The organism is Allobosea sp. FW305-C-101, from assembly GCF_058783685.1.
In genome coordinates this window covers 177,787-198,269 of the sequence record NZ_JBYSYT010000005.1, presented here as the reverse complement: position 1 = coordinate 198,269, position 20,483 = coordinate 177,787, and the positions used below count along the sequence as shown (strand labels likewise).

Genomic DNA, 20,483 nt, shown 5'->3' with positions numbered 1-20,483 from the left:
ACGGACCAACCCGTCCTCGCAATGGAACAAAAAGGGCACAAATGTCGCTTTACAGGACTTTGAAGCGTAGCGTCGCGGCGGTTCGCAAGATGCCGGTTCCGACCCGTCAGCAGGCCCCGATTGCCTTCGGCATGATCAGCTTGGCGATGGTTTACTACCTCCGCACGATTCTTGCTCTGTACGACGCCGCCGCCGTCACTCCGCTTGCGTTCTCGTTGCTTTCCGTTGCTGGAGCGGCGCTCCTGACATGCGCGATCGCGGTCGCGGCCGGCTTTGTCGCCGAGGCCGAAAGGCGCTGAGCAGGCGTTGCGGCAGCACGGCAATGCCAGCTCAATCACGCATTGAAAGACAGTTGGAAAGCGGCAGGCTTCTTCCAACTGTCGAAGCACCGCAACATAGGCTAAGTGCTTGATATTATGGCGAGCCCGGCAGGATTCGAACCTGCGACCAGCAGCTTAGAAGGCTGCTGCTCTATCCATCTGAGCTACGGGCCCGAAAGCGAGGGAGCGCCCTCGCCTGTCGGCTTCAATGCGTCCACTGACCGACGCGCGTGAACTTGAAATTGTCGGAATAGGAGACCGTACGGCGCTTGGCCTCGTTGGGCTGCTCGACGCGGTAGGCGATGCCGTTGCGCGTGGCATAGGCGACCGCTTCGGCCTCGCTGTCGAACCAGAGCTTGAGCTGGCTCTTCATGTCAGAGGACGAGGTCCAGCCCATCAGCGGCTCGATCTGGCGCGGCGCCTCCGGCTCGTATTCGAGCAGCCAGCGCTCGGTCTTGGCCGTGCCGGACTGCATGGCCGTGCGGGCCGGGCGATAGATGCGTGCGGTCATGAAAGCGCTCTGCCGTCACCAAAATCCCTGCAGCCCGTGCATCGGGCTGCCGTAAAACGTTTCCAGTGGTCGGGGCACCAGGATTCGAACCTGGGACCCTCTGCTCCCAAAGCAGATGCGCTACCGGGCTGCGCTATACCCCGACGGCACTCGAAACGTTGCGGTTCGCTATCATGCCACAGGCTGAACCCGCAAGCGAAAGCCAATCATCCGGCATCAGGCTTGTGCAGCGACGCAGCCGTCGCCCGCGTCAGCGCTTGAACAGGGCGTGCTCGACCTTGTCGCCCGGCTTGATGCCAAGCTGCTTGCTGACGCCGCCATTGATCTCCAGCACGGAAAGCACCGGCTCGCCCGAGGGAATCGTCCGCGTCGAGAGCGGCTCGGTGCGCTCAGCGATGCGCGCGATCGTGCCGTCGGCTCGGATGAACAGCATGTCGAGGGAGATGTAGGTGTTCTGCATCCACATCGCCACCGGCTCGCTGGCGGCGAAATCGAACAGCATGCCGCGGTCAGTCGGCATGTAGTTGCGGAACATCAGCCCCTTCGCCCGCTGGTCCGGCGTACGCATCACCTCGACCTGGAAAGCGTGGCGCGTGCCGCCACTGACGATGACGAGCGATTCGAGGCCCGATCCTCCGACTGCCGCCGGCTGGCCCTGCGCCTGCGATCCGGCCGGAGCGAGTGCGATCAGCGCCAGCGCAAGGGCGGCGAGAACGGTTCTGACGGCATGCATCGCTTTGGACTCCGTGGCGGCCATGGCCTTCGTGCTCTAGAAGCGGCCGATGGCAAATCTTCGGCAGATGGCCGCGTTCGCCGCCTTTCGGTCAAGCCTTTCGTCATCATATGAATGCGGGATGCCAGGCCGCATCGGCTGACGGCTTTCTTTCGTCATCCGCTTGCGGCAGTTTCGCCGGATTAGAGAACCAGGAGATATCCATGATCGCTGCGCGCCCTCGTCGGACGACGCATCTCGCCGGCACGGCTCTGGCCGCCGTCTTCCTGACCTTCGCGTCCTCGGCCTGGGCCGCCGATTTCCAGCTCGACAATGTCAAGATCGACCTCGGCAAGCTGGTGATCAACGCGCCGAAGATCGCGGTCAAGGGCTCGACCCTGGAGAAGGATGCCTTCCTGGCCCTGTTCACCAGCGCTGGCGAATCGGCTGCCGGCCGGGCGGCCAAGCTGAACGCGGCCGAGATCAGCGCGCCGGAACTCTCGCTGGTCCAGACCGTCGGTGACCAGAAGCAGACGACGACCTATCGCGACATCCGCCTCACCGATATCCGCGAGGGCAAGGTCGGCCGCGGCGAATCGGCCAGCGCCAGCATCACCGCCGACGGCGCCGCTACCGGCCCGATGAAGGGCGAGCTGAAGCGCACCGCCTTCGACGCCTTCGACCTGCGCCAGATCACCCGCGTCCTGACCGAGAAGGCCGCGCCCGGCACCAATGAGGCGATGCTGCCGATCATCGGGAATTTCGAGCAGGACGGCTACAACCTGGACATGGGCAAGGCCGGCAAGATGTCGCTCGGCAAGACGACGGCGCGTGGCTTCGCCGCCAAGGTCGGCCCCGAGCCGCTGCTCGACGTGATGTCCCGCCTCGCGGCCGCCAGCGAGGAGGTCGAGCGCAAGCAGGGCGACAAGAAGGCCGATGTCGACAAGTCCCCCGCGAAGACCGAGGCCGAACGGCAGCTCGGCCTCTCCGTGCTCGCGCTCTTCGACATGTTCGAATACGGCAGCGGCGAGGCGCGCGACCTCGTCATGAATGTGAGCCCACCGCCGAAGGCCGGGGCCAAGGGTGACCCCGTCGACATGCGGATCGCCCGCATGGCCTTCGGCGAGAGCACCCCGGCGAAATCCGGCTTCGTCATGGAAGGCTTCCAGTTCCGCTCCGGCGAGGCCAAGGGCGGCATCGATTCGATCGGCTATTCCGGCTTCGCCTTCGGCTCCGTCATCCGCGAATTGCGGGCCGCGCTGGCCGAGCCCGACAAACCGATCGACGAGGTCGATTTCCGCCGCTTCATCCCGACCCTCGGCACCATCCGCCTCGCCGGCATCTCGATCGATGCGCCTGCGATCATCACCGGCAAGGAGCCGATCAAGATCTCGCTCGGCACCTTCGAGATCAAGGCGGGCGAGCAGCTGAACGGCATCCCGACCAGCCTGGCATTGACGATCAACAACCTCGTCACCCCCGTGTCCGAGGCCACCGGCAACCCGGCCGCCAAGGACATGATCGCGATGGGCATCCGCACGCTCGACCTCTCGGCCAAGCTCGACCTCGCTTGGGAAGCGGCGAAGAACGAGATCGCGATCCGCACGCTCTCCTTCGGCAGCGCCGGCCTCGCCCAGATCGAAGCCTCCGGCACGCTCGGCAACGTCACCAAGGACCTGTTCGCCAGCGATCTCGCCCTCGCGCAGGTCGCCGCGCTCGGAGCGACCGCCCGCAACCTGCAGGTCAAATTGCAGAATTTCGGCCTGGTCGAGAAGCTGATCGAGAACGAGGCGCGCAAGTCCAAGCGCAAGGTCGAGGATGTTCGCCAGCAGTTCACGATGGTCGCGAGCCTCGGCCTCGCCGCGATCCTCGGCCCGTCCGACGGCGCCAAGAGCGTGGCCGCCGCCGCCTCCCGCTTCGTCGCCAAGCCGGGCACGCTCACCGTCGCCGCCAGCGCCCGGTCGGCGACGGGCCTCGGCCTCGCCGACATCATCACCATGACGGAGCCGACGGAGATCTTCGAGAAGATCGATCTGAAGGCCGATGCGCAGTGACGACCAGGGCGTGGTAACGCCCGAGGACAGCGACTGGCGCCCATCAGGCCTCGAGGCCTGGTGGGCGGGCCTGCCGCAGGTTCCCCGAGGCTGGCTGCGCAAGCGCCTGAACCCAGACAACCAGACCCGGCTGCACCTTGCGAAGCTCGTCGCAAGGCGGCCGGGGCAAATCACGATCAGCCCCTATACCTATGGCCGCCCGAAGGTGCGCTTTCCCGAAAGCGGCGCCCGGCTCGTCATCGGGCGCTATGGCTCGATCGCCGATGGCGTCGAGATCCTGCTCGGCGGCAATCATCGCCTGGACTGGGCGACGACCTACCCCTTCCCCGCCCTGCCCCGGCTCTGGCCTCGGGCAGCGGGAATGAGCGGCCATGACACGACTCGCGGCGATGTCGTCATCGGCCACGATGTCTGGCTCGGCTCGCAATGCATGATCATGTCCGGCGTCACCATCGGCCACGGCGCCGTGGTCGCGGCGCGCGCGGTCGTCACGCGCGACGTGCCGCCCTACGCGATCGTCGCCGGCAATCCGGCCCGCGTGGTCAGGCTGCGCTTCGATGAGACTCGCATCGCCGCACTTCTCGAAACGGCATGGTGGAATCGCCCCGGCGCCGAGATCGAGCCGCTGATCCCGCTGCTGCTCTCCGAGCGGATCGACGATCTGCTGGAAGCGCTCAGGAAGCGCCCATCAGCCGGCGTTTGAGCCCGAGCGCCGGCTTCTCGACCAGATACCAGGACAGCGCTGCCACGACGACGGTCACGGCCAGCGACGGCCAGAGCAGCGCCACCGCGCCAAGCGATGGGAACAGCGTGTGCAGCGCCTGCTGCGCCGGCCAGCCATAGAGATAGACACCGTAAGAGAGATCGGCAGGCGGCTCGACCGCGCGCCGCGTCAGGGCCGGCGCCAGCGCCAGCACGAGAACGCCCCAGGCGGTGACGAGATAGAGCGCCGCCTTGTAGAGCGGCGTGAAGGAAAGCGGCACCAGCGCGAGCAGCGCAACAGCCAGTAGCGGCAGCGAAAGCGGCACTTTCTCGCGATAGAGGTAGACCACGCCGCCGGCGAGAAAGATCAGCGGCAGGCGCAGCGCCGTCTCGGTGCCCTTCGAACCATGCGGCGCCATGACCTCGCGCAGGATGACGGCAAGCGTCAGCACCAGGAGCGCCGCCAGCGCGAGGCGCGGCCGCGCCAGTATCCCGGCAAGGCCGGCGACGAGCACGCCGAGATAGCACAGCGTCTCGTATTTCAGCGTCCACACCGTCCCCAGCGGGAAGGGCAGCGGGTTGGTCTCGAACACGCCGGGCAAGGCCGCTGCGCTCTTGAAAGTGGTGAGCGTCCCCGTGATGAAGCGCCACAGCCGCGGATCGCTGAAATAGGCGGATCGATCGAGCGTCGTCATCGCCGCGCCCAGCACGAGCGCGACGATCAGCGTCGCCGCGATCAGCCCCGGCGCGATCCTGAGCAGGCGCGCGACGACATAGTCGCGCCAGCCGCGCCGCACGAAACTCATCGTCACCAGGAAGCCGGAGACCGCGAAGAAGCCGTTGACCGCATGCTCACCCAGCGTGAAGCCGGTGGTCTGGAACCAGGGCTCCTGTTCCACCCGCCCGTCGGTCACGCTGAAGGCATGCGACACGACCACGGCGAGCGCCATGACGAGCCGCAGCAGGCCGAAATTGTTGTGCGGATTGGCGAGCGCCTCCGCGACCGTGGGCCGGGCCCGGCTCATGGCATCTCCCCCAGCCCTTCATGGGTGAGCGCCGTCTCGCCGCGCCGCCAGGCGCGCGCGCCGGCGGCGGAACCAGCATGCGCGAACATCTTCTCGCGCTTCAGCAGCAACCCGTAGCCCGCCGCCTTGCCGGCATTCTCCAGCATCCGGATCGGCCCCGGCCCGGCGAGCCCGTATTTCCGGGCGATATAGTGCTCGGACCAGGCGAGGTGCCAGCGCGCCTTGAAGCGCCGCTGCGGCGACGGCGCCGTCGAGCGGCCACGGCCATGACGCGCCTCGGCTTCATGGACATGGACGAGCGCGTGACCGGCATCGCGCATGCGCCGGCACAGGTCGTCATCCTCGTAGAACAGGAAAATCGCCGGGTCGAAGCCGCCGATCGCGACGAAAACCTCACGCCGGATCAGCAGGCAGGCCCCCGACAGGAACGGCAGACAGGCATCTCCCTCGGGGATCGCCATCGTGCCCGAGCGGTTGAGATGAGGTGGGGACAGCAGCGAGCGCGGCTGCAGGAAGATGCGGCCGGATGGCTCGACGATGCGCGGCGCCAGCATCCCGGCATCGGGATAGCGTTCCGCCGCTTGCAGCAGCGCAGCAGCAGCCCCGCGCCCGATTTCCAGATCCGGATTGACGATCAGTACATAGGGCGTCTCAGTTGCCGCGACGCCGATATTGTTGGCGCGGCCATAGCCCTCGTTGCGGGCATTCGCGATCACCCGCGCGCCTTTCGCCTCTGCGATCGCACGGCTGTCGTCGCCGCTGGCATTGTCGACGACGATGGCGGGCACGCCCTCCCCGGCCAGCGCATCGAGGCAGGCGGGCAGGACCTCGGCGCTGTCATAGCTGACGACGATGGCGGTGATGGCGGCGGCGGGCATTGCCGCCTTGTGGCCTTGTCAGGAGGCCGGAGGCAAGCGATTTCAGCGGCGTGCGAGCGCGCCGATCTCGCCCTTGATCCGCTCGCGCTCGCTCGCTTCGCAGCGATGAGGCGCCTTGTAGGACTTCACGGCATAGCCGGCATTGGCCGCGACGAAGCGCTGCCGCTCCTGACGGTCGAGCCGCGCGATGATTCGGCCGCGATCGACCTGCAGGCCGCAATCATAGGCACGCGAGACGGTGGCCGCGGCATATTCCACCGTGCCCGGCATCGGCCCCGCTGCGGTGCAGGCAGCGAGCATCGCGCATAGGGCCACTGCGGCAGCCCGCTTCTGGATCGAGGATAGCGGCACGGGCGGCTCAGAGCTTGTCGAACTCTCCGGCGCGGATGCGGCCCATCCGGGCCTTCAGCTCCGCCCGCTCCTCGGCCGTGCAGGCTTGAGGCCTGACACCCTGATTGACCATCTCGGCCTCGGAAACGCCGACATAGGCCGCGCGCGCCGCCGCGATCTGCTGGTCATCAGCGCCCCTCGCCTTCTCGGCCGCGAGGAAACGGTCGAGCGTCGAGCGCTGCGGCGAGCCCGCCTTGCAGGTTGTGGCGCGCGACACCGTCGTCGCCAGCGCCGAGGCCCGGCCGGCACTGCTGTCGCCGGCGGCAACGCAGGCGCCCAGCAGCGGCGCAAGAAGGCAGGCGAGCGGCAGCGCCCGCCCGATCGGCAGCAGGGCCATGGACGTCAGCCGTTCTTCTCGGGAGCGTTGATGCGCAGATGCGCCTCGCGCAGCTGCTTCGGCGTTGCCTCGGCCGGTGCCCCCATCAGCAGGTCGACGGCCTGCTGGTTCATCGGGAACAGCGCGACCTCGCGCAGGTTCGTCGCGCGCGCCAGCAGCATGATGATGCGGTCCACGCCGGCCGCCATGCCGCCATGCGGCGGGGCGCCGTACTGGAACGCGCGATACATGCCGCCGAAGCGCTCGATCACCGTCTCCTCGCCATAGCCGGCGATCTCGAAGGCCTTCACCATCGCTTCCGGCTTGTGGTTGCGGATGCCGCCCGAGGCGAGCTCGAAGCCATTGCAGGCGATGTCGTACTGGAAGGCCTTGAGCGAGAGCGGGTCTTCCTCGGTCAGCGCCTTCAGGCCGCCCTGCGGCATCGAGAAGGGGTTATGCGAGAAATCGACCTTCTTCTCGTCCTCATTGTACTCGAACATCGGGAAATCGACGATCCAGGCGAAGGCGAAGGCGTTCTCGTCGATCAGGTTGAGCTCCTGGCCGACCTTGTTCCGGGCGCTGCCGGCAAACTTGTAGAACTTGTCCGGATCGCCCGCGACGAAGAAGCAGGCATCGCCGCCTTTCAGTCCCATCTGCTTGATGATGGCGGCGACGCGCTCAGGCCCGATGTTGTTGGCGATCGGCCCCTGGCCCTCGCCGTCCTCCTTGACCATCAGGTAGCCGAGGCCCGGCTGGCCTTCGCCCTGCGCCCAGGAGTTCATCCGGTCGCAGAAAGCGCGCGAACCGCCGCCCGGCGCAGGGATCGCCCAGACACGGTTCTTCTCGCCTTCGAGGATGCGCGCGAAGACCTTGAAGCCCGAGCCGCGGAAATGCTCGGAGATGTCCTGCATCTCGATCGGGTTGCGCAGGTCCGGCTTGTCGGAGCCGTATTTGGCAATGGCCTCAGCATAGGGGATGCGCGGCCAGTTCTTCTGGACGCTGCGGCCCTCGGCGAACTCCTCGAACACCCCGGTGATGACTGGCTCCATCGTCGCGAACACGTCCTCCTGCTCGACGAAGCTCATCTCGACGTCGAGCTGGTAGAACTCGCCCGGCAGGCGGTCGGCGCGCGGGTCCTCGTCGCGGAAGCAGGGCGCGATCTGGAAGTAGCGATCGAAGCCCGCCATCATCAGGAGCTGCTTGTACTGCTGCGGCGCCTGCGGCAGCGCGTAGAACTTGCCGGCATGCAGGCGGCTCGGCACCAGGAAGTCGCGCGCGCCTTCCGGCGAGGAGGCCGTCAGGATCGGCGTCTGGAACTCCGAGAAGCCCGAATCCTTCATGCGGCGGCGCATCGAGTCGATGACCTTGGTGCGCAGCATGATGTTATTGTGCAGCTTCTCGCGACGCAGGTCGAGGAAGCGGTACTTGAGGCGGGTATCCTCGGGATATTCGAGATCGCCGAAGACCGGCAGCGGCAATTCGGCCGAAGGACCGAGCACCTCGATCGCGGTCGCGAAGACCTCGACCGCGCCGGTCGGCAGGTTGGCGTTCTCGGTGCCGGCAAGGCGAGCCTTGACCTTGCCGTCGATGCGAACGACCCATTCCGAGCGCAGCGTCTCGGCCTCAGTGAAGGCCGGCGAATCAGGATCGATCACCACCTGCGTCATGCCGTAATGGTCGCGCAGGTCGATGAAGAGCACGCCACCATGGTCGCGGATGCGATGGCACCAGCCGGAGAGGCGGACATTCTGGCCGATATCGCTGTCACGGAGCGCGCCGCAGGTGTGGGAACGGTAGCGATGCAGGGTCACGGGCGTGTCTTTCGGAAATGCGTCGAAGGCCGGCGAAGAAGCCAGCCGCAGCTTGCGGCTAACCACACGCGCGCGCCCGAAATGTCAAGAACGCCCGCGACATCCCGCGGGAGCACTGCTAGCCTCCCGCACCGACGGCCCGCATGGCGTGTGGAAGAATCGATATGGTCCGATTTGCGATGCTGAAGCGTTTGGCGATGGTTCTCCTCGCGGCCATGCTACTCACTGGAGCAGACACCGCAGCGCAGGCGCAAAGCAGCAGCGCTTACAGCGCCGGCCTGAACATCGCCCGCAAGCGCGGCTATCCCAACGCGCATTGCTTTGCCGGAGTCTTCGCCCGGCACGCCATGCCTCACCCGGATGGCCGCCGCAATCATTGGGTCGCGAATGCCGGTCGCAGCTACCAGGGCGAATTATGGAGCCGGTGCGGCATCAGCCGCTGACAGGTTCGAGACTCGACGAAAGCCCGCTTCCTCCGCTAAGCCCGTGCCATGCATCTCATTTCCGATACCGCCGCGCTCTCCGCCGCCTGTGACCGCCTCGCGAGCCACCCTTTCGTCACGGTCGACACCGAGTTCCTGCGCGAGACCACCTATTACCCCAAGCTGTGCCTGATCCAGCTCGCCTCGCCGGACGAGGCCGTGCTGATCGATCCGCTCGCGCCCGAACTCGACCTCGCGCCCTTCTTCGCGCTGATGGTCAACGAGAACGTCGTCAAGGTCTTCCACGCCGCGCGGCAGGACCTGGAGATCGTCTGGCTGCTCGGGCGCGTGCTGCCTCACCCGCTCTTCGATACGCAGGTTGCCGCCATGGTCTGCGGTTATGGCGACTCGGTCGGCTACGAGCAGCTCGCCAACGACCTCGCCAAGGCCCGCATCGACAAGTCCTCGCGCTTCACCGACTGGTCGCGCCGCCCGCTGACCGAGGCACAGCTCGCCTATGCCGAGTCGGACGTCACCTATCTGCGCGACATCTATCTCGCCCTGAAGGCCGATCTCGACGCCAGCGGCCGCGAGAGCTGGGTCGCCGAGGAAATGTCCGTGCTGACCTCGCCTTCGACCTATGAGGTCAAGCCGGAGAACGCCTGGCAGCGCCTCAAGGGCCGCATCCGCAAGCCGCGCGAACTGCCGAACCTGATGGAGATCGCCGCCTGGCGCGAGCGCGAAGCGCAGACCCGCGACGTGCCGCGCCAGCGCGTGCTCAAGGACGACGCCATGATGGACATCGTCCAGCGTGGCCCGCGCTCGGTCGAGGCCCTTGCCGAGCTGCGCTCCGTCCCCAACGGCTTCGAGCGCTCGCGCAGCGGCGCCGAGGTCCTGGCCGCGATCGAGCGCGCCGCCGCGATCGATCCCAAGACCTTGCCCCGGCTGGAGCGCGAGCGCGGCCGCCCGACCAATGCCGCCGTGCTCGACCTGCTCAAGGTGTTGCTCAAGGCGGTGGCGGATGCCGAGCGCGTGGCGCCCAAGATCATCGCCTCCAGCGACGATCTCGACGCCATCGCCTCCGACGACCTCGCCGACGTGCCCGCCCTCCAGGGCTGGCGCCGCGGCGTCTTCGGCGAGAAGGCTTTGGCCCTGAAGAACGGAACGCTCAGCCTGCGCATCCAGCGCGGCCGGGTGGTGGTGGGCTGACGGGGCAAGCCGCCCACCGTCATTCTCGGGCGAAGCGCAGCGCAGACCCGAGAATCTCGTGACAAGATAGCTCTGGTTTCAGAGATGCTCGGGTCAAGCCCGAGCTGACGAGCTTCTGCTCACCCGCTGCCGTAACTCTTCACCAGCGAGCCCGCGACCAATCCCCAGCCGTCGACTAGCACGAAGAAGATCAGCTTGAACGGCAGTGCCACCGTCACTGGCGGCAGCATCATCATGCCGACCGACATCAGGATCGAGGCCACGACGAGATCGATGATCAGGAAGGGCACGAACAGCAGGAAGCCGATCTCGAAGGCACGGCGCAGCTCCGAGATCATGAAGGCCGGGATCAGCACCTCGACGCCGACATCCTGCGGCGTCTGCGGGCGCGGCCCCTGCGACATGTCGAGGAACAGTGCCAGGTCCTTCTCCCGGACATGCCTGAGCATGAAGGTCTTGAAGGGCACGACGCCGCGATTATACGCCTCCTGCGGCTGGATCTGGCCGGCGACCAGCGGCTGGACGGCGTTGGTATAAGCCTCGCGCAGCGTCGGGGCCATCACGAAGCCGGTCAGGAACAGCGAGAGCCCGAGGATCACGGCGTTCGGCGGCGCGGTCTGCGTGCCGAGCGCCGAGCGCAGCAGCGACAGCACCACCACGATCCGGGTGAACGACGTCACCATGATCAGGATCGACGGCGCCAGCGACAGCACCGTGATGACGGCGATGAGCTGCAGCGCCCGCTCCGCGACGCCGCCGCCCTGCCCGAGATCGAGCGACAGCGTCTGCGGCAGCGCCGGCACGCTCTGGAGCACGAGCATCAGCGCGGCCGCCACCAGGGCGCGCCCGCCTCGAAACCGTCTCGCTCGTCCGCCGATGAATGTCACGCGCGCCGCCACAGCCCGACTCAACCGACCGGGCGCCGACGAGGCTAGCCACGCGAAAACGCCGCGCAACCGATGCGCGGCGTCATGAGGCCAGATGGCCGACAATCCTGTTGATGGCCTGCCACCCGAAGGCGTTCAGGCCATGCGCGACGGCCTCAGGACTTGGCCTTCGGATCGCGGCCGAGCAGCCGGGCGAACTCGGCTTCGATCGCGTCCACCGAGAACGGGTCGATTTCCTTGGTGGCGGGTTCCACCGGCTTTTCAGGCTCGGGCTGCGGCTTCGGAGTTTCGACCGGAGCCGGCTCTTCCACGATCGCGATCGTTTCCTCGTCCTCGATGACCGGCTCGTCCTCGAGCACGGGCTCGAACGCCGGGATGGGTTCCGGTTGAGGCACTTCGGCCGGCTTCGGCTCGAACGGCTTGGGTTCCGGCGCCTTCTGGATCGGGGGTTCCGGCGCCTTCTGGATCGGGCGATCCAGCGACAGTCCCAGGGCCGCCGCGAGCTCCGCCTCGACATCGCTCGGGATCGGCTTCTGGCGCGGCGGCACAACCGGGGCCGGAGCCGGCGCCACGACGATCTCGGGCACGATCTCAGGCTCGGGCGCTGGCGGCTCGACGACCGCGGCGGCCTTCACGGGCGGCGCCTTCTCCTCAACGACAGGCGCGGGAGCGAGCTTTTCGGTGACGAGAGGCGGTTCCACGGCCGGCGCAGCAACCTCCGGGGCCGCGTCAGCGCCGAGATTGGCCGGACGCACGGCGGAGAACGGCCGCTTCAGCGCTTCTTCGAGCTGGCGCGTCATGTCGTCGAGCTCGCCGGCGCTGACGGCGGGCTGCGGCGCATGCTCGCGCGCAAAGCTCGGCGCAGGACCGGTGGTGACGGGCGGCACCGGCATTGCCGGCGCGGCGGGCTTGGCGGCGGCGCCAACCGATTCCGCCGCAGCCACGCCGAGCGCGGCGGCGACACCTGCGGTGGCGACCATGCCGGCTGCGCTGGTCAGCGGCGGCTCCGTCTGGACAGGCACGGCGCGGCTCGGCAGCGGCGGCAGCAGCTCGGGTCCCTCGGGCGCATAGCCGGCGCGGCGGGCTTCATCCCCTGCCCGCATCGCCGGCTCGCTCGGCGGAACCAGCGACTCGAACGGCGGCAGCGGCCGGTCGGCCGCGGTATCGACATAGGTCGGCGGGGCCGCGCGGCTGCCGCTGCGCATGATATTGGTCTCGACCACGACGTCGGAAGCGCCGCCGATCATCAGCAGGTGCTCGATATTGTCGCGCCGGATCAGCACGAGCTGGCGCTGGCGGTCGAGGTCGTAGGTATCGACCACGCCGAGCCGGGGCTGACGCTGCCGCCCTCCGGCCTGGCCGCGCAGGCGCAGGCGCCCGCCCTGGATCTGCCGCACGAACAATCCGAGCAGCGCGAGGAGCACGAGAATGACGACAGAGGCGACGATCACCTTCTGCGCGGTCGAGAGTTCCAATCCGAACAAGCTCTGCAAGGTATGCCTCTTACGCGACGGCGGCCCGGACGGCCGTTAAGTCCCGTCCATGTTTCAACACCTTGGCTATAGCATAACGCTTTCGCTATCGGGAAACATGGTGAACGCGTGGTTAATCACACCCGCGAAAACCCGCCGCTTTAACCGGATATTAACCATGCACCCGGCAGGATTTGCCGGGTAGACCGACCTCGCCGGCTACGCAAACGGGGAGCTGGAGCCATGGCGAACGACGGATTCAGCCTCAGTGGCGGCCTGATGCAGGCGCTGAAGACGCGCATGCATTACCAGCAGTCGCGCCAGAAAATCCTCGCTGAGAACGTCGCCAATGCCGACAGCCCCGGCTTCCGCCCGGTCGACCTGAAGCCGCCGAGCGCCGATCCGGCTCGCGCCGGCGTCGCGGTCGCCCGCACCAGCGTCGGGCATATGAGCCTGAACACCGCCAATGGCGGCTTCGACGGCACCGGCGCCCCGCGTTTCGAGACCACGCCCAACGGCAACGCGGTCAATCTCGAGGACGAGATGCTCAAGGTCGCGCAGAACCAGTCCGACTATCAGCTTGCCGCCTCGCTCTACAGCAAGGGGCTCGGCCTGATGAAGATCGCGATCGGCAAGGGGCGCTGATCATGGACCTGATCAAGAGCATCGCCGTCGCGGCTTCCGGCCTGCGCAGCCAGTCCGGGCGCATGCGCATCATCTCCGAGAACATCGCCAATGCCGATTCGGGTCCCGAGAAAGCCGGCGCCGAGCCCTATCGCCGCAAGGTCCCGACCTTCCAGCGCCATGTGGACCGCACGCTCGACGCCCAGCTCGTGGCCCTCGGCAAGGTCCAGCGCGACCCGAGCGCCTTCAAGACCAAGCACGAGCCCGGCAACCCGGCAGCCGACGCCAACGGCAACGTCCAGATGCCGAACGTCAACTCGCTGGTCGAGATGGTCGACATGCGCGAGGCCCAGCGCAGCTACGAAGCCAATCTCAACCTGATCTCTTCGACGCGCCGGATGATCCAGCGCACCATCGACATCCTGCGCGCCTGAACCGCGCGGCTCCAGAAGGAGACTGAATAGCCATGGCCACTCCGGGTTTCGCCGCGGGCGCCTACGCCTCCATCCAGGGGATGGGTGCCGGCAATCTGATGCGCAAGCCGCTCGCCACGGGCGGCGCGGAAGCGGGGGGACCGGATTTCTCCGCCCTCCTCGGCAAGGCGCTCGATGCCACCGCCAATGCCGGCCGTCAGGCCGATGCCCAGACCGCGAGCGTCGCGGGTGGACGGGCCGATATCGTCAATGTCGTGACGGCGGTGGCCGAGAGCGAGGCCGCGATCGAGACGCTGGTCGCCGTGCGCGACCGCGTCATCGCGGCTTACGAAGAAATCATGCGGATGCCGGTCTGACGGCCAAGAAGATCGGACTGACATCATGACTTCCGGAGCCATTCTCGACATCGCCCGCGACGGCATCGTCGTCTTCCTCAAGGTCGGCGGCCCGCTGATGGTGATCGCGCTCGCGGTCGGCCTCATCGTCTCGCTGGTGCAGGCGCTGACCCAGATCCAGGAACAGACGCTGGTCTTCGTGCCGAAGATCGTCGCCGTCTTTGCCGCGCTGCTGCTGTTTCTTCCGTTCATGGGAGACGCGCTGGCGGGTTATATGGGGCGAGTCGCCGCCCGAATCGCCACGGGCGGATGAGCCCGTCGCGCCTGACGCCGGCCCTGGCCGGCGCGGGTCCGCGGCGCACCCATTGGCGCGAAGGTGCCCGCGGCACGATGCAGATCGCGATCCTGCCCGAGATCAGCGCCATCTTCGTGCTCGTCTTCGCGCGGGTCGGCACGCTCGTCATGCTGATGCCCGGCATCGGCGAACGCTTCATCTTCTCGCGAGCGCGGCTGTCGCTCGCCTTCTTCATCGCCCTGATGATCGTCCCGATCGCCCGGCCCTCGCTGCGCGTGCCCGGCGATGTCTCCGGGGTCGTCACGCTGCTCATCGGCGAATTGCTGGTCGGCCTCGTCATCGGGCTTTGCGCCCGGCTGGTCATGGCCTGCCTGCAGACCGCCGGCACGCTCGTCGCCCAGACCATGGGGCTCGGCTTCGCCATGACGGTCGATCCGACCGGCGGCATGCAGAACCCCTCGATCGGCAACTTCCTGACGATGCTCGGCATCACGCTGATCCTGACCACGGACCTGCACCATATCGCGATCGCCGCGATCCATGAGAGCTACCGCCTGCTGCCACCGGGCGGTGCCGTCGACATGACCGACACCATGGCGCTGGCGATCCGCTCGACCGCGCGCGGCTTCGCGCTCGCCGTCCAGATTTCCGCGCCCTTCCTCATCTTCGGCCTGCTCTTCAATCTCGGCCTCGGCGTGCTCGCACGGATGATGCCGCAATTGCAGGTCTTCTTCCTTGCCGTTCCCGCCTCGATCATGGGCGGAATGCTCGTCCTGCTCGTCGTGCTCAGCGTGATGATGAGCGTCTTCATCGCCGACCTCGGCGCCTTCCTCCGTCAGTTCACCGGCTGAGGGGAGCGCGATGTCCGAGGACACAGAAAACGAAGATAGAACAGAAGACCCGACCCAGCGAAAGCTGGACGAAGCCACGGAGAAGGGCGACGTCCCCAAATCGCAGGAGATCGGGACCTTCTTCGTGCTCTGCGGCTTCACGCTCGCCCTGATGGTCGCCGCTGGCTGGTCGGCACGCGAGGCCATGCTGTCGCTGCGCTCCTTCCTGATGAACGCGCATCAGGTCCCCTCCGACGGCGCCTCCTTCATGCAGGTCACGCAGCGCGGCGTGCTCACCGGCTTCATGGCGCTGGGCCTGCCCTTCGCCTTCATCCTCTGCGCAGGGCTCGCCGGCGCGATGCTTCAGCACAAGCCGCTCTGGACCTTCGAGCCGCTGATGCCGAAATTCGATCGGATATCGCCGATGGCCGGCGCCAAGCGCCTGTTCGGCAAGGAGGCCTGGGTCAATTTCGCCAAGGGCCTCGCCAAGACGGCGCTGATCGGCATCGTCGTCTGGTACACGCTCTGGGCGCAGCACGACCGGCTCGAAGGCTTCGCCCAGATGGGCATCGAGGCGCTCATGCCGGCTGCGCTCTCGCTCGCGATCCAATTGATGGGCGCAGTGCTCGCCCTCTTCGCCATCATCGCCATCGGCGATTTCGGCTGGCAGCGCTTCTCCTGGTACCAGCGCCAGAAGATGACCAAGCAGGAGATGAAGGACGAGTTCAAGAACTCGGAAGGCAATCCCGAGATCAAGGCGAAGCTGCGCCAGATTCGCGCCAGCCGCGTCCGCAAGCGCATGATGGCGGCGGTGCCCAAGGCGACCGTGATCATCACCAACCCGACCCACTTCGCCGTCGCGCTGCAATACGAACCCGGCATGCCGGCTCCCTTGTGCCTCGCCAAGGGCGTCGATACGGTGGCCCTGAAGATCCGCGAGGTCGCCGGCGAGCATCGCGTGCCGATCGTCGAAAATCCCCCGCTGGCGCGTGCGCTCTATGCCACGGTCGACATCGACGAAGAAATTCCTGTCGAACACTATCAGGCTGTCGCCGAAGTCATCGGATACGTCTTGCGCCTGAAGGGCCGTCGCGCCTAACTCCGGGATGGATGCGAAGGAAGCTTGGCTGCCGGGTTTCCGCGCGGCCGCAAGGGAACGGACTCCACCGCAATGAGCGGCACCACGGCGACCAATACGATCGATCGCTCGGACAAGCCCGGCCATATCGGGATCATCCTGTTCGTTGCGGCGCTGCTCGTCGGCGCGGCGATCGCGCTCGGCTTCCTCGCCAATGAATGGGCGCAGCCGCTGATCCTCGGGCTACTCGCCCTGCTCTCGGTCGTCGGCGTCTTCGGCCTCTTCGCCTTCGCCATCGGGCTCGTCCAGTTTTCCGGCCGCGCCTCCCGCAACGACCTGACCAAGGCGATCGTCGACCGCGCCGATGACGGCATCGTCGTCACCGAAAGCGAGAACGAGGTCGTCTATGCCAACGAGGCCTATCTCGCGCTGGCAGGCGCGACCGGCGCCAACGATCTCAAGCCTGTCGGGCGCCTGCTGACCGGCCGCGCCGACGTCTCCGAGGCGATCTACCGGCTCGCGACCGCCGCCCGCGAGCATCGCCGCCTCGTCGAGGAAGTCCGGCTGGAGCCCGCCCTGAACGGTCGCGGCGAAGTCGGCTGGTACCGCGTCCGCGTCTCGCCCGTGCGCCGCGAGGCCACGACCGCGACGATCTGGTCGGTCTCCGACATCACGCCCGAGCGCGAGCGCCAGGAGAACGCCTTCCAGGAGCTCCAGCACGCGATCGACTATCTCGACCACGCGCCGGCAGGCTTCATCTCGATCGATGCCGATGGCGAGGTCTCCTATCTCAACGCGACCCTCTCCGGCTGGCTCGATTTCGACCTCGCCCGCTTCGGCTCCGGCGGCCTGCATCTCGACGATGTCTGCACGCCCTCCGCCGCCGCCCTGGTCCAGGCGATCCGCGGCCAGCCCGGCGATGTCCGCGTCGAGGTGCTTGATGTCGACCTGAAGCGCCGCAACGGCGCCCCCCTGCCCGTGCGCCTGCACCACCAGGTCGCCTTCGGGCAGGACGGCCGCGCCGGCCCTTCGCGCACCCTCGTTCTCAACCGCACGGCCGGCGAGGCCGGGGCCGACGGCGGCAGCGATGCCGAGGTCCGCTTCGCCCGCTTCTTCCATTCGACGCCGATGGCGATCGCGACAGTCGACGAGACCGGCGCGATCCTGCATTCCAACGCCGCCTTTGCCCGCCTGATCCCGGCTGGCCTCAGGCCCCGCACCATCCACGACCTCGTCGCTTCTGGCGCCGGGCTAGACGAGGCGTTGGCCGAGGTGGTCGCCGGCCGCTCTGGCGGCAACCCGCTCGACCTCACGCTCGCGGGCGAGGACGGCCGCTCGGCCAAGCTCTACCTCACGCCGGTTGCCGGCACCGAGGGCGGCGACGGCGAGCGCGCCATCGTCTACGCGCTGGAGACCACGGCCGAGCGCAAGCTGCGCGACAACATGGACCAGGCCGGCAAGATGCAGGCGGTCGGCCAGCTCGCCGGCGGCATCGCGCACGACTTCAACAACGTGCTGCAGGTCATCATCAACGCCTCGGAGTTCCTGCTGGCGAGCCACCGGCCGACCGACCCGTCCTTCCCGGACATCATGCAGATCAAGCAGAACGCCTACCGCGCCGCGGCGCTGGTCAGGCAATTGCTCGCCTTCTCGCGCCGCCAGACCCTGCGCCCGCAAGTGCTGGAGCTCGGCGAGGTGCTCTCCGACCTCTCGCTGATGCTGAAGCGCGTCGTCGCCGACAAGGTCACGCTCGACGTCCGCCAGGGCCGCGACCTCTGGCCGGTCAAGGCCGATCTCGGCCAGCTCGAACAGGTCATCGTCAACCTCGCCGTCAACGCCCGCGACGCCATGCCGAACGGCGGCAAGCTCGCGGTGCGCACCCGCAACGTCACCCGCGAGGACTGCGCTTCCTTCAGCCATGAGGCCCTGCCGACCGACGACTACGTGCTGCTGGAGGTCGAGGACACCGGCACCGGCATCCCGCAGGAGCATCTCGACAAGATCTTCGAGCCCTTCTTCACCACCAAGGAGGTCGGTAAGGGCACCGGCCTCGGCCTCTCCATGGTCTACGGCATCGTCAAGCAGACCGGCGGCTATGTCTTCGTCGACTCGACCATCGGCAAGGGCACGGCCTTCCAGATCTTCCTGCCGCGCCATGTCCCGAGCCAGGAGGAGATCGCAGCCGAGGCCGCCGCCAAGGAAGCGCCGAAGAAGCTCGCCGCCGACCATACCGGCGCCGGCGTCATCCTGCTGGTCGAGGACGAGGACGCGGTGCGTGCGCTCAACGCCCGCATGCTGGTCTCGCGCGGCTACACCGTCCACGAGGCGGCGTCCGGCGTCGAGGCGCTCGACCTCTTCCTCCAGAACGACGGCAAGATCGACCTCGTCGTCTCCGACGTGGTGATGCCGGAAATGGACGGACCGACGCTGCTCGGCGAACTGCGCAAGCGCAACCCGAACACCAAGGTCGTCTTCGTCTCCGGCTATGCCGAGGAGGCCTTCCGCAAGAACCTGCCCGAGGGCGAGGAATTCCACTTCCTGCCCAAGCCCTTCACGATGAAGCAGCTCGTCGAGACCGTGAAGGCGGCGATGGGCTAAAGGCCGGCGGCACCCGCCTCCGGGCGCCGTTTCCCGTCACGTTGCGCCATCTCGTGACAGCTCCTGACACTCCTCCTGACAGAAACTGACACCGAGAACAAAAAAAGAACTTGCGACTGAGAACAAAGCATGACCATTCTCATGTCAAGACGCATTGAGATGTCCCCCTCGCCCTGTCATAAGGAGCCCGAACCGTGAATCAGGCGAATCTCAAACTCGTGGAAGGCTCCTCGATGGACAAGGCCAAGGCGCTCGATGCGGCGCTCTCCCAGATCGAGCGCGCCTTCGGCAAGGGCTCGATCATGCGGCTCGGCAAGAATTCGCCGTCGATCGAGATCGAGACGATTTCGACCGGTTCGCTTGGCCTCGACATCGCGCTCGGCGTCGGCGGCCTGCCCCGGGGCCGCGTCATCGAGATCTACGGGCCGGAATCCTCGGGTAAGACCACGCTGGCGCTGCACACCATCGCCGAAGCCCAGAAGAAGGGCGGCGTCTGCGCCTTCGTCGATGCCGAGCACGCGCTCGATCCGGTCTATGCCCGCAAGCTCGGCGTCAATCTCGACGATCTCCTGATCTCGCAGCCCGATACCGGCGAGCAGGCGCTCGAGATCACCGACACCCTCGTCCGCTCCGGCGCGATCGACGTGCTCGTGGTCGACTCCGTTGCGGCGCTGACGCCCCGCGCCGAGATCGAGGGCGAGATGGGCGATGTTCAGCCCGGCCTCCAGGCCCGCCTGATGAGCCAGGCCCTGCGCAAGCTCACCGCTTCGATCTCGCGCTCGAACTGCATGGTCATCTTCATCAACCAGATCCGCATGAAGATCGGCGTGATGTACGGCTCGCCGGAGACCACGACCGGCGGCAACGCACTCAAGTTCTACGCCTCGGTGCGTCTCGACATCCGCCGCGTCTCGACGCTGAAGGAGCGCGACGAGGCGACCGGCAACCAGGTCCGCGTCAAGGTCGTCAAGAACAAGGTCGCGCCGCCCTTCAAGCAGGTCGAGTTCGACATCATGTTCGGCGAGGGCATCTCGAAGGTCGGCGAGCTGATCGATCTCGGCGTCAAGGCCGGCATGGTCGAGAAGGCGGGCGCCTGGTTCTCCTTCGACAGCCAGCGCCTCGGCCAGGGCCGCGAGAACGCCAAGACCTTCCTCAAGGCCAATCCGGACCTCGCCGCGAAGATCGAAGCCACGATCCGCCAGAATTCCGGCCTCGTCGCCGACCGCATCCTCGATCAGGCGGACCCGACCGCGGACGATCTCGACGAAGGCGAAGCCTGAGATAGCCAACGCCGTCATGCTCGGGCTTGGCCCGAGCATCTCAGGCCGAATGAGGCGACCTATCCTGAGAGAGATTCTCGGGTCTGCGCTTCGCTCCGCCCGAGAATGACGTTCCGATGCAAGCGGGCGGTCTTCGGGCCGCCCGTTTTCGTTTGCCGATAAGGCTTTGCGGGCTGTGCGCTGCATCCCAAGCATTTTCAAGCGAAGTGGCCACCGGTTCGCGTGAAGAGAATGCGGCAACTAGAAGACCGGAGCCTTTCCGTGTTTCGCAGAAACGCGGAAAGGCTCCGGCTTTCTGGA

22 protein-coding genes and 2 tRNA genes are annotated in these 20,483 nt (G+C 67.0%); 13 read left to right on the top strand and 11 right to left on the bottom strand.

The annotated features are described in order from the left end of the window. Positions 1–89 precede the first annotated feature (89 nt). Positions 90–299: a hypothetical protein gene (locus AC3WMA_RS21010; RefSeq protein WP_492287282.1), complete on the top strand. Its 210-nt coding sequence runs from the start codon at positions 90–92 to the stop codon at positions 297–299. A 118-nt stretch (positions 300–417) separates the two neighbouring features. Here AC3WMA_RS21010 and AC3WMA_RS21005 read toward each other — a convergent pair. The 4 genes from AC3WMA_RS21005 to AC3WMA_RS20990 all read right to left on the bottom strand — a co-directional run bounded on the left by AC3WMA_RS21005 (position 418) and on the right by AC3WMA_RS20990 (position 1,564). After that, a tRNA-Arg gene (locus AC3WMA_RS21005) sits at positions 418–494 on the bottom strand. A gap of 31 nt (positions 495–525) precedes the next feature. Continuing rightward, positions 526–831 (bottom strand): ETC complex I subunit, encoded by a 306-nt coding sequence (locus tag AC3WMA_RS21000; RefSeq protein ID WP_047574221.1) that lies wholly within the window; start codon positions 829–831, stop codon positions 526–528. 66 nt (positions 832–897) lie between these two features. Next, a tRNA-Pro gene (locus AC3WMA_RS20995) sits at positions 898–974 on the bottom strand. A 107-nt stretch (positions 975–1,081) separates the two neighbouring features. Further along, entirely contained in the window at positions 1,082–1,564 is a 483-nt protein-coding gene (locus AC3WMA_RS20990; protein ID WP_492287281.1) for a DUF192 domain-containing protein, read from the bottom strand. A gap of 203 nt (positions 1,565–1,767) precedes the next feature. Here AC3WMA_RS20990 and AC3WMA_RS20985 point away from each other — a divergent pair, with 203 nt between their 5' ends. Continuing rightward, complete coding sequence (locus AC3WMA_RS20985) at positions 1,768–3,597, top strand: aq_1923 C-terminal domain (protein ID WP_492287280.1); 1,830 nt, start codon at positions 1,768–1,770, stop codon at positions 3,595–3,597. After that, on the top strand, positions 3,587–4,300 hold the full coding sequence (locus AC3WMA_RS20980) for a CatB-related O-acetyltransferase (protein ID WP_492287279.1): 714 nt from the start codon (positions 3,587–3,589) through the stop codon (positions 4,298–4,300). The genes AC3WMA_RS20985 and AC3WMA_RS20980 overlap by 11 nt, the downstream gene beginning before the upstream one ends. On the opposite strand, the gene AC3WMA_RS20975 is transcribed toward AC3WMA_RS20980, so the two are convergent. From AC3WMA_RS20975 to aspS, 5 genes are read right to left on the bottom strand one after another with little or no spacing between them, the layout of a single operon-like run. Further along, positions 4,272–5,324 (bottom strand): acyltransferase family protein, encoded by a 1,053-nt coding sequence (locus tag AC3WMA_RS20975; protein ID WP_492287278.1) that lies wholly within the window; start codon positions 5,322–5,324, stop codon positions 4,272–4,274. The two genes, AC3WMA_RS20980 and AC3WMA_RS20975, sit on opposite strands and share 29 nt — an antisense overlap. Further along, a complete protein-coding gene (locus AC3WMA_RS20970) occupies positions 5,321–6,202 on the bottom strand; it encodes a glycosyltransferase family 2 protein (protein WP_492287277.1) in 882 nt (293 codons plus the stop codon). The genes AC3WMA_RS20975 and AC3WMA_RS20970 overlap by 4 nt, the downstream gene beginning before the upstream one ends. Positions 6,203–6,244: 42 nt before the next feature. Beyond that, positions 6,245–6,553: a hypothetical protein gene (locus AC3WMA_RS20965; protein ID WP_492287276.1), complete on the bottom strand. Its 309-nt coding sequence runs from the start codon at positions 6,551–6,553 to the stop codon at positions 6,245–6,247. Between the two features lie 7 nt (positions 6,554–6,560). Further along, entirely contained in the window at positions 6,561–6,929 is a 369-nt protein-coding gene (locus tag AC3WMA_RS20960) for a hypothetical protein (RefSeq protein WP_492287275.1), read from the bottom strand. 5 nt (positions 6,930–6,934) lie between these two features. Further along, entirely contained in the window at positions 6,935–8,713 is a 1,779-nt protein-coding gene (gene aspS / locus AC3WMA_RS20955; RefSeq protein ID WP_492287443.1) for an aspartate--tRNA ligase, read from the bottom strand. 185 nt (positions 8,714–8,898) lie between these two features. Between aspS and AC3WMA_RS20950 the strand changes: the two genes are divergently transcribed. Next, positions 8,899–9,162: a hypothetical protein gene (locus AC3WMA_RS20950; protein WP_492287274.1), complete on the top strand. Its 264-nt coding sequence runs from the start codon at positions 8,899–8,901 to the stop codon at positions 9,160–9,162. Between the two features lie 48 nt (positions 9,163–9,210). Further along, positions 9,211–10,350 (top strand): ribonuclease D, encoded by a 1,140-nt coding sequence (rnd, locus tag AC3WMA_RS20945; protein WP_492287273.1) that lies wholly within the window; start codon positions 9,211–9,213, stop codon positions 10,348–10,350. Between the two features lie 119 nt (positions 10,351–10,469). Here rnd and fliP read toward each other — a convergent pair whose 3' ends face one another. Continuing rightward, positions 10,470–11,171: a flagellar type III secretion system pore protein FliP gene (gene fliP / locus AC3WMA_RS20940; protein ID WP_492287442.1), complete on the bottom strand. Its 702-nt coding sequence runs from the start codon at positions 11,169–11,171 to the stop codon at positions 10,470–10,472. A 221-nt stretch (positions 11,172–11,392) separates the two neighbouring features. Next, entirely contained in the window at positions 11,393–12,730 is a 1,338-nt protein-coding gene (locus tag AC3WMA_RS20935) for a hypothetical protein (protein WP_492287272.1), read from the bottom strand. 222 nt (positions 12,731–12,952) lie between these two features. Between AC3WMA_RS20935 and flgB the strand changes: the two genes are divergently transcribed. From flgB to recA, 8 genes are all read left to right on the top strand, one after another. After that, entirely contained in the window at positions 12,953–13,354 is a 402-nt protein-coding gene (gene flgB, locus AC3WMA_RS20930) for a flagellar basal body rod protein FlgB (RefSeq protein WP_492287271.1), read from the top strand. A gap of 2 nt (positions 13,355–13,356) precedes the next feature. Beyond that, entirely contained in the window at positions 13,357–13,767 is a 411-nt protein-coding gene (gene flgC, locus AC3WMA_RS20925) for a flagellar basal body rod protein FlgC (protein WP_492287270.1), read from the top strand. 32 nt (positions 13,768–13,799) lie between these two features. Further along, positions 13,800–14,123 carry a flagellar hook-basal body complex protein FliE gene (gene fliE / locus AC3WMA_RS20920; RefSeq protein WP_336814303.1) on the top strand — a complete coding sequence of 108 codons (324 nt, stop codon included), beginning with the start codon at positions 13,800–13,802 and terminating at the stop codon, positions 14,121–14,123. A gap of 25 nt (positions 14,124–14,148) precedes the next feature. Then, positions 14,149–14,415 carry a flagellar biosynthesis protein FliQ gene (gene fliQ / locus AC3WMA_RS20915; RefSeq protein ID WP_336814302.1) on the top strand — a complete coding sequence of 89 codons (267 nt, stop codon included), beginning with the start codon at positions 14,149–14,151 and terminating at the stop codon, positions 14,413–14,415. A gap of 77 nt (positions 14,416–14,492) precedes the next feature. Beyond that, the gene (fliR, locus tag AC3WMA_RS20910) at positions 14,493–15,248 is read left to right on the top strand and encodes a flagellar biosynthetic protein FliR (RefSeq protein ID WP_492287441.1); all 756 of its coding nucleotides are present in this window, start codon (positions 14,493–14,495) and stop codon (positions 15,246–15,248) included. A 10-nt stretch (positions 15,249–15,258) separates the two neighbouring features. Next, positions 15,259–16,326 (top strand): flagellar biosynthesis protein FlhB, encoded by a 1,068-nt coding sequence (gene flhB, locus AC3WMA_RS20905; RefSeq protein WP_492287269.1) that lies wholly within the window; start codon positions 15,259–15,261, stop codon positions 16,324–16,326. Positions 16,327–16,398: 72 nt separating this feature from the next. Then, positions 16,399–18,903 (top strand): cell cycle histidine kinase CckA, encoded by a 2,505-nt coding sequence (gene cckA, locus AC3WMA_RS20900; RefSeq protein ID WP_492287268.1) that lies wholly within the window; start codon positions 16,399–16,401, stop codon positions 18,901–18,903. A gap of 194 nt (positions 18,904–19,097) precedes the next feature. Next, entirely contained in the window at positions 19,098–20,183 is a 1,086-nt protein-coding gene (gene recA / locus AC3WMA_RS20895) for a recombinase RecA (RefSeq protein ID WP_349237279.1), read from the top strand. The last annotated feature ends 300 nt before the right edge of the window (positions 20,184–20,483 follow it).

Coding starts and splice junctions, on each gene's coding strand:
- AC3WMA_RS21010 (WP_492287282.1), top strand. CDS start 90: ATGCCGGTTCCGACCCGTCAGCAGGCCCCGATTGCCTTCGGCATGATC.
- AC3WMA_RS21000 (WP_047574221.1), bottom strand. CDS start 831: ATGACCGCACGCATCTATCGCCCGGCCCGCACGGCCATGCAGTCCGGC.
- AC3WMA_RS20990 (WP_492287281.1), bottom strand. CDS start 1,564: ATGCATGCCGTCAGAACCGTTCTCGCCGCCCTTGCGCTGGCGCTGATC.
- AC3WMA_RS20985 (WP_492287280.1), top strand. CDS start 1,768: ATGATCGCTGCGCGCCCTCGTCGGACGACGCATCTCGCCGGCACGGCT.
- AC3WMA_RS20980 (WP_492287279.1), top strand. CDS start 3,587: ATGCGCAGTGACGACCAGGGCGTGGTAACGCCCGAGGACAGCGACTGG.
- AC3WMA_RS20975 (WP_492287278.1), bottom strand. CDS start 5,324: ATGAGCCGGGCCCGGCCCACGGTCGCGGAGGCGCTCGCCAATCCGCAC.
- AC3WMA_RS20970 (WP_492287277.1), bottom strand. CDS start 6,202: ATGCCCGCCGCCGCCATCACCGCCATCGTCGTCAGCTATGACAGCGCC.
- AC3WMA_RS20960 (WP_492287275.1), bottom strand. CDS start 6,929: ATGGCCCTGCTGCCGATCGGGCGGGCGCTGCCGCTCGCCTGCCTTCTT.
- AC3WMA_RS20950 (WP_492287274.1), top strand. CDS start 8,899: ATGCTGAAGCGTTTGGCGATGGTTCTCCTCGCGGCCATGCTACTCACT.
- rnd (WP_492287273.1), top strand. CDS start 9,211: ATGCATCTCATTTCCGATACCGCCGCGCTCTCCGCCGCCTGTGACCGC.
- fliP (WP_492287442.1), bottom strand. CDS start 11,171: ATGCTCGTGCTCCAGAGCGTGCCGGCGCTGCCGCAGACGCTGTCGCTC.
- flgB (WP_492287271.1), top strand. CDS start 12,953: ATGGCGAACGACGGATTCAGCCTCAGTGGCGGCCTGATGCAGGCGCTG.
- flgC (WP_492287270.1), top strand. CDS start 13,357: ATGGACCTGATCAAGAGCATCGCCGTCGCGGCTTCCGGCCTGCGCAGC.
- fliE (WP_336814303.1), top strand. CDS start 13,800: ATGGCCACTCCGGGTTTCGCCGCGGGCGCCTACGCCTCCATCCAGGGG.
- fliQ (WP_336814302.1), top strand. CDS start 14,149: ATGACTTCCGGAGCCATTCTCGACATCGCCCGCGACGGCATCGTCGTC.
- fliR (WP_492287441.1), top strand. CDS start 14,493: ATGCAGATCGCGATCCTGCCCGAGATCAGCGCCATCTTCGTGCTCGTC.
- flhB (WP_492287269.1), top strand. CDS start 15,259: ATGTCCGAGGACACAGAAAACGAAGATAGAACAGAAGACCCGACCCAG.
- cckA (WP_492287268.1), top strand. CDS start 16,399: ATGAGCGGCACCACGGCGACCAATACGATCGATCGCTCGGACAAGCCC.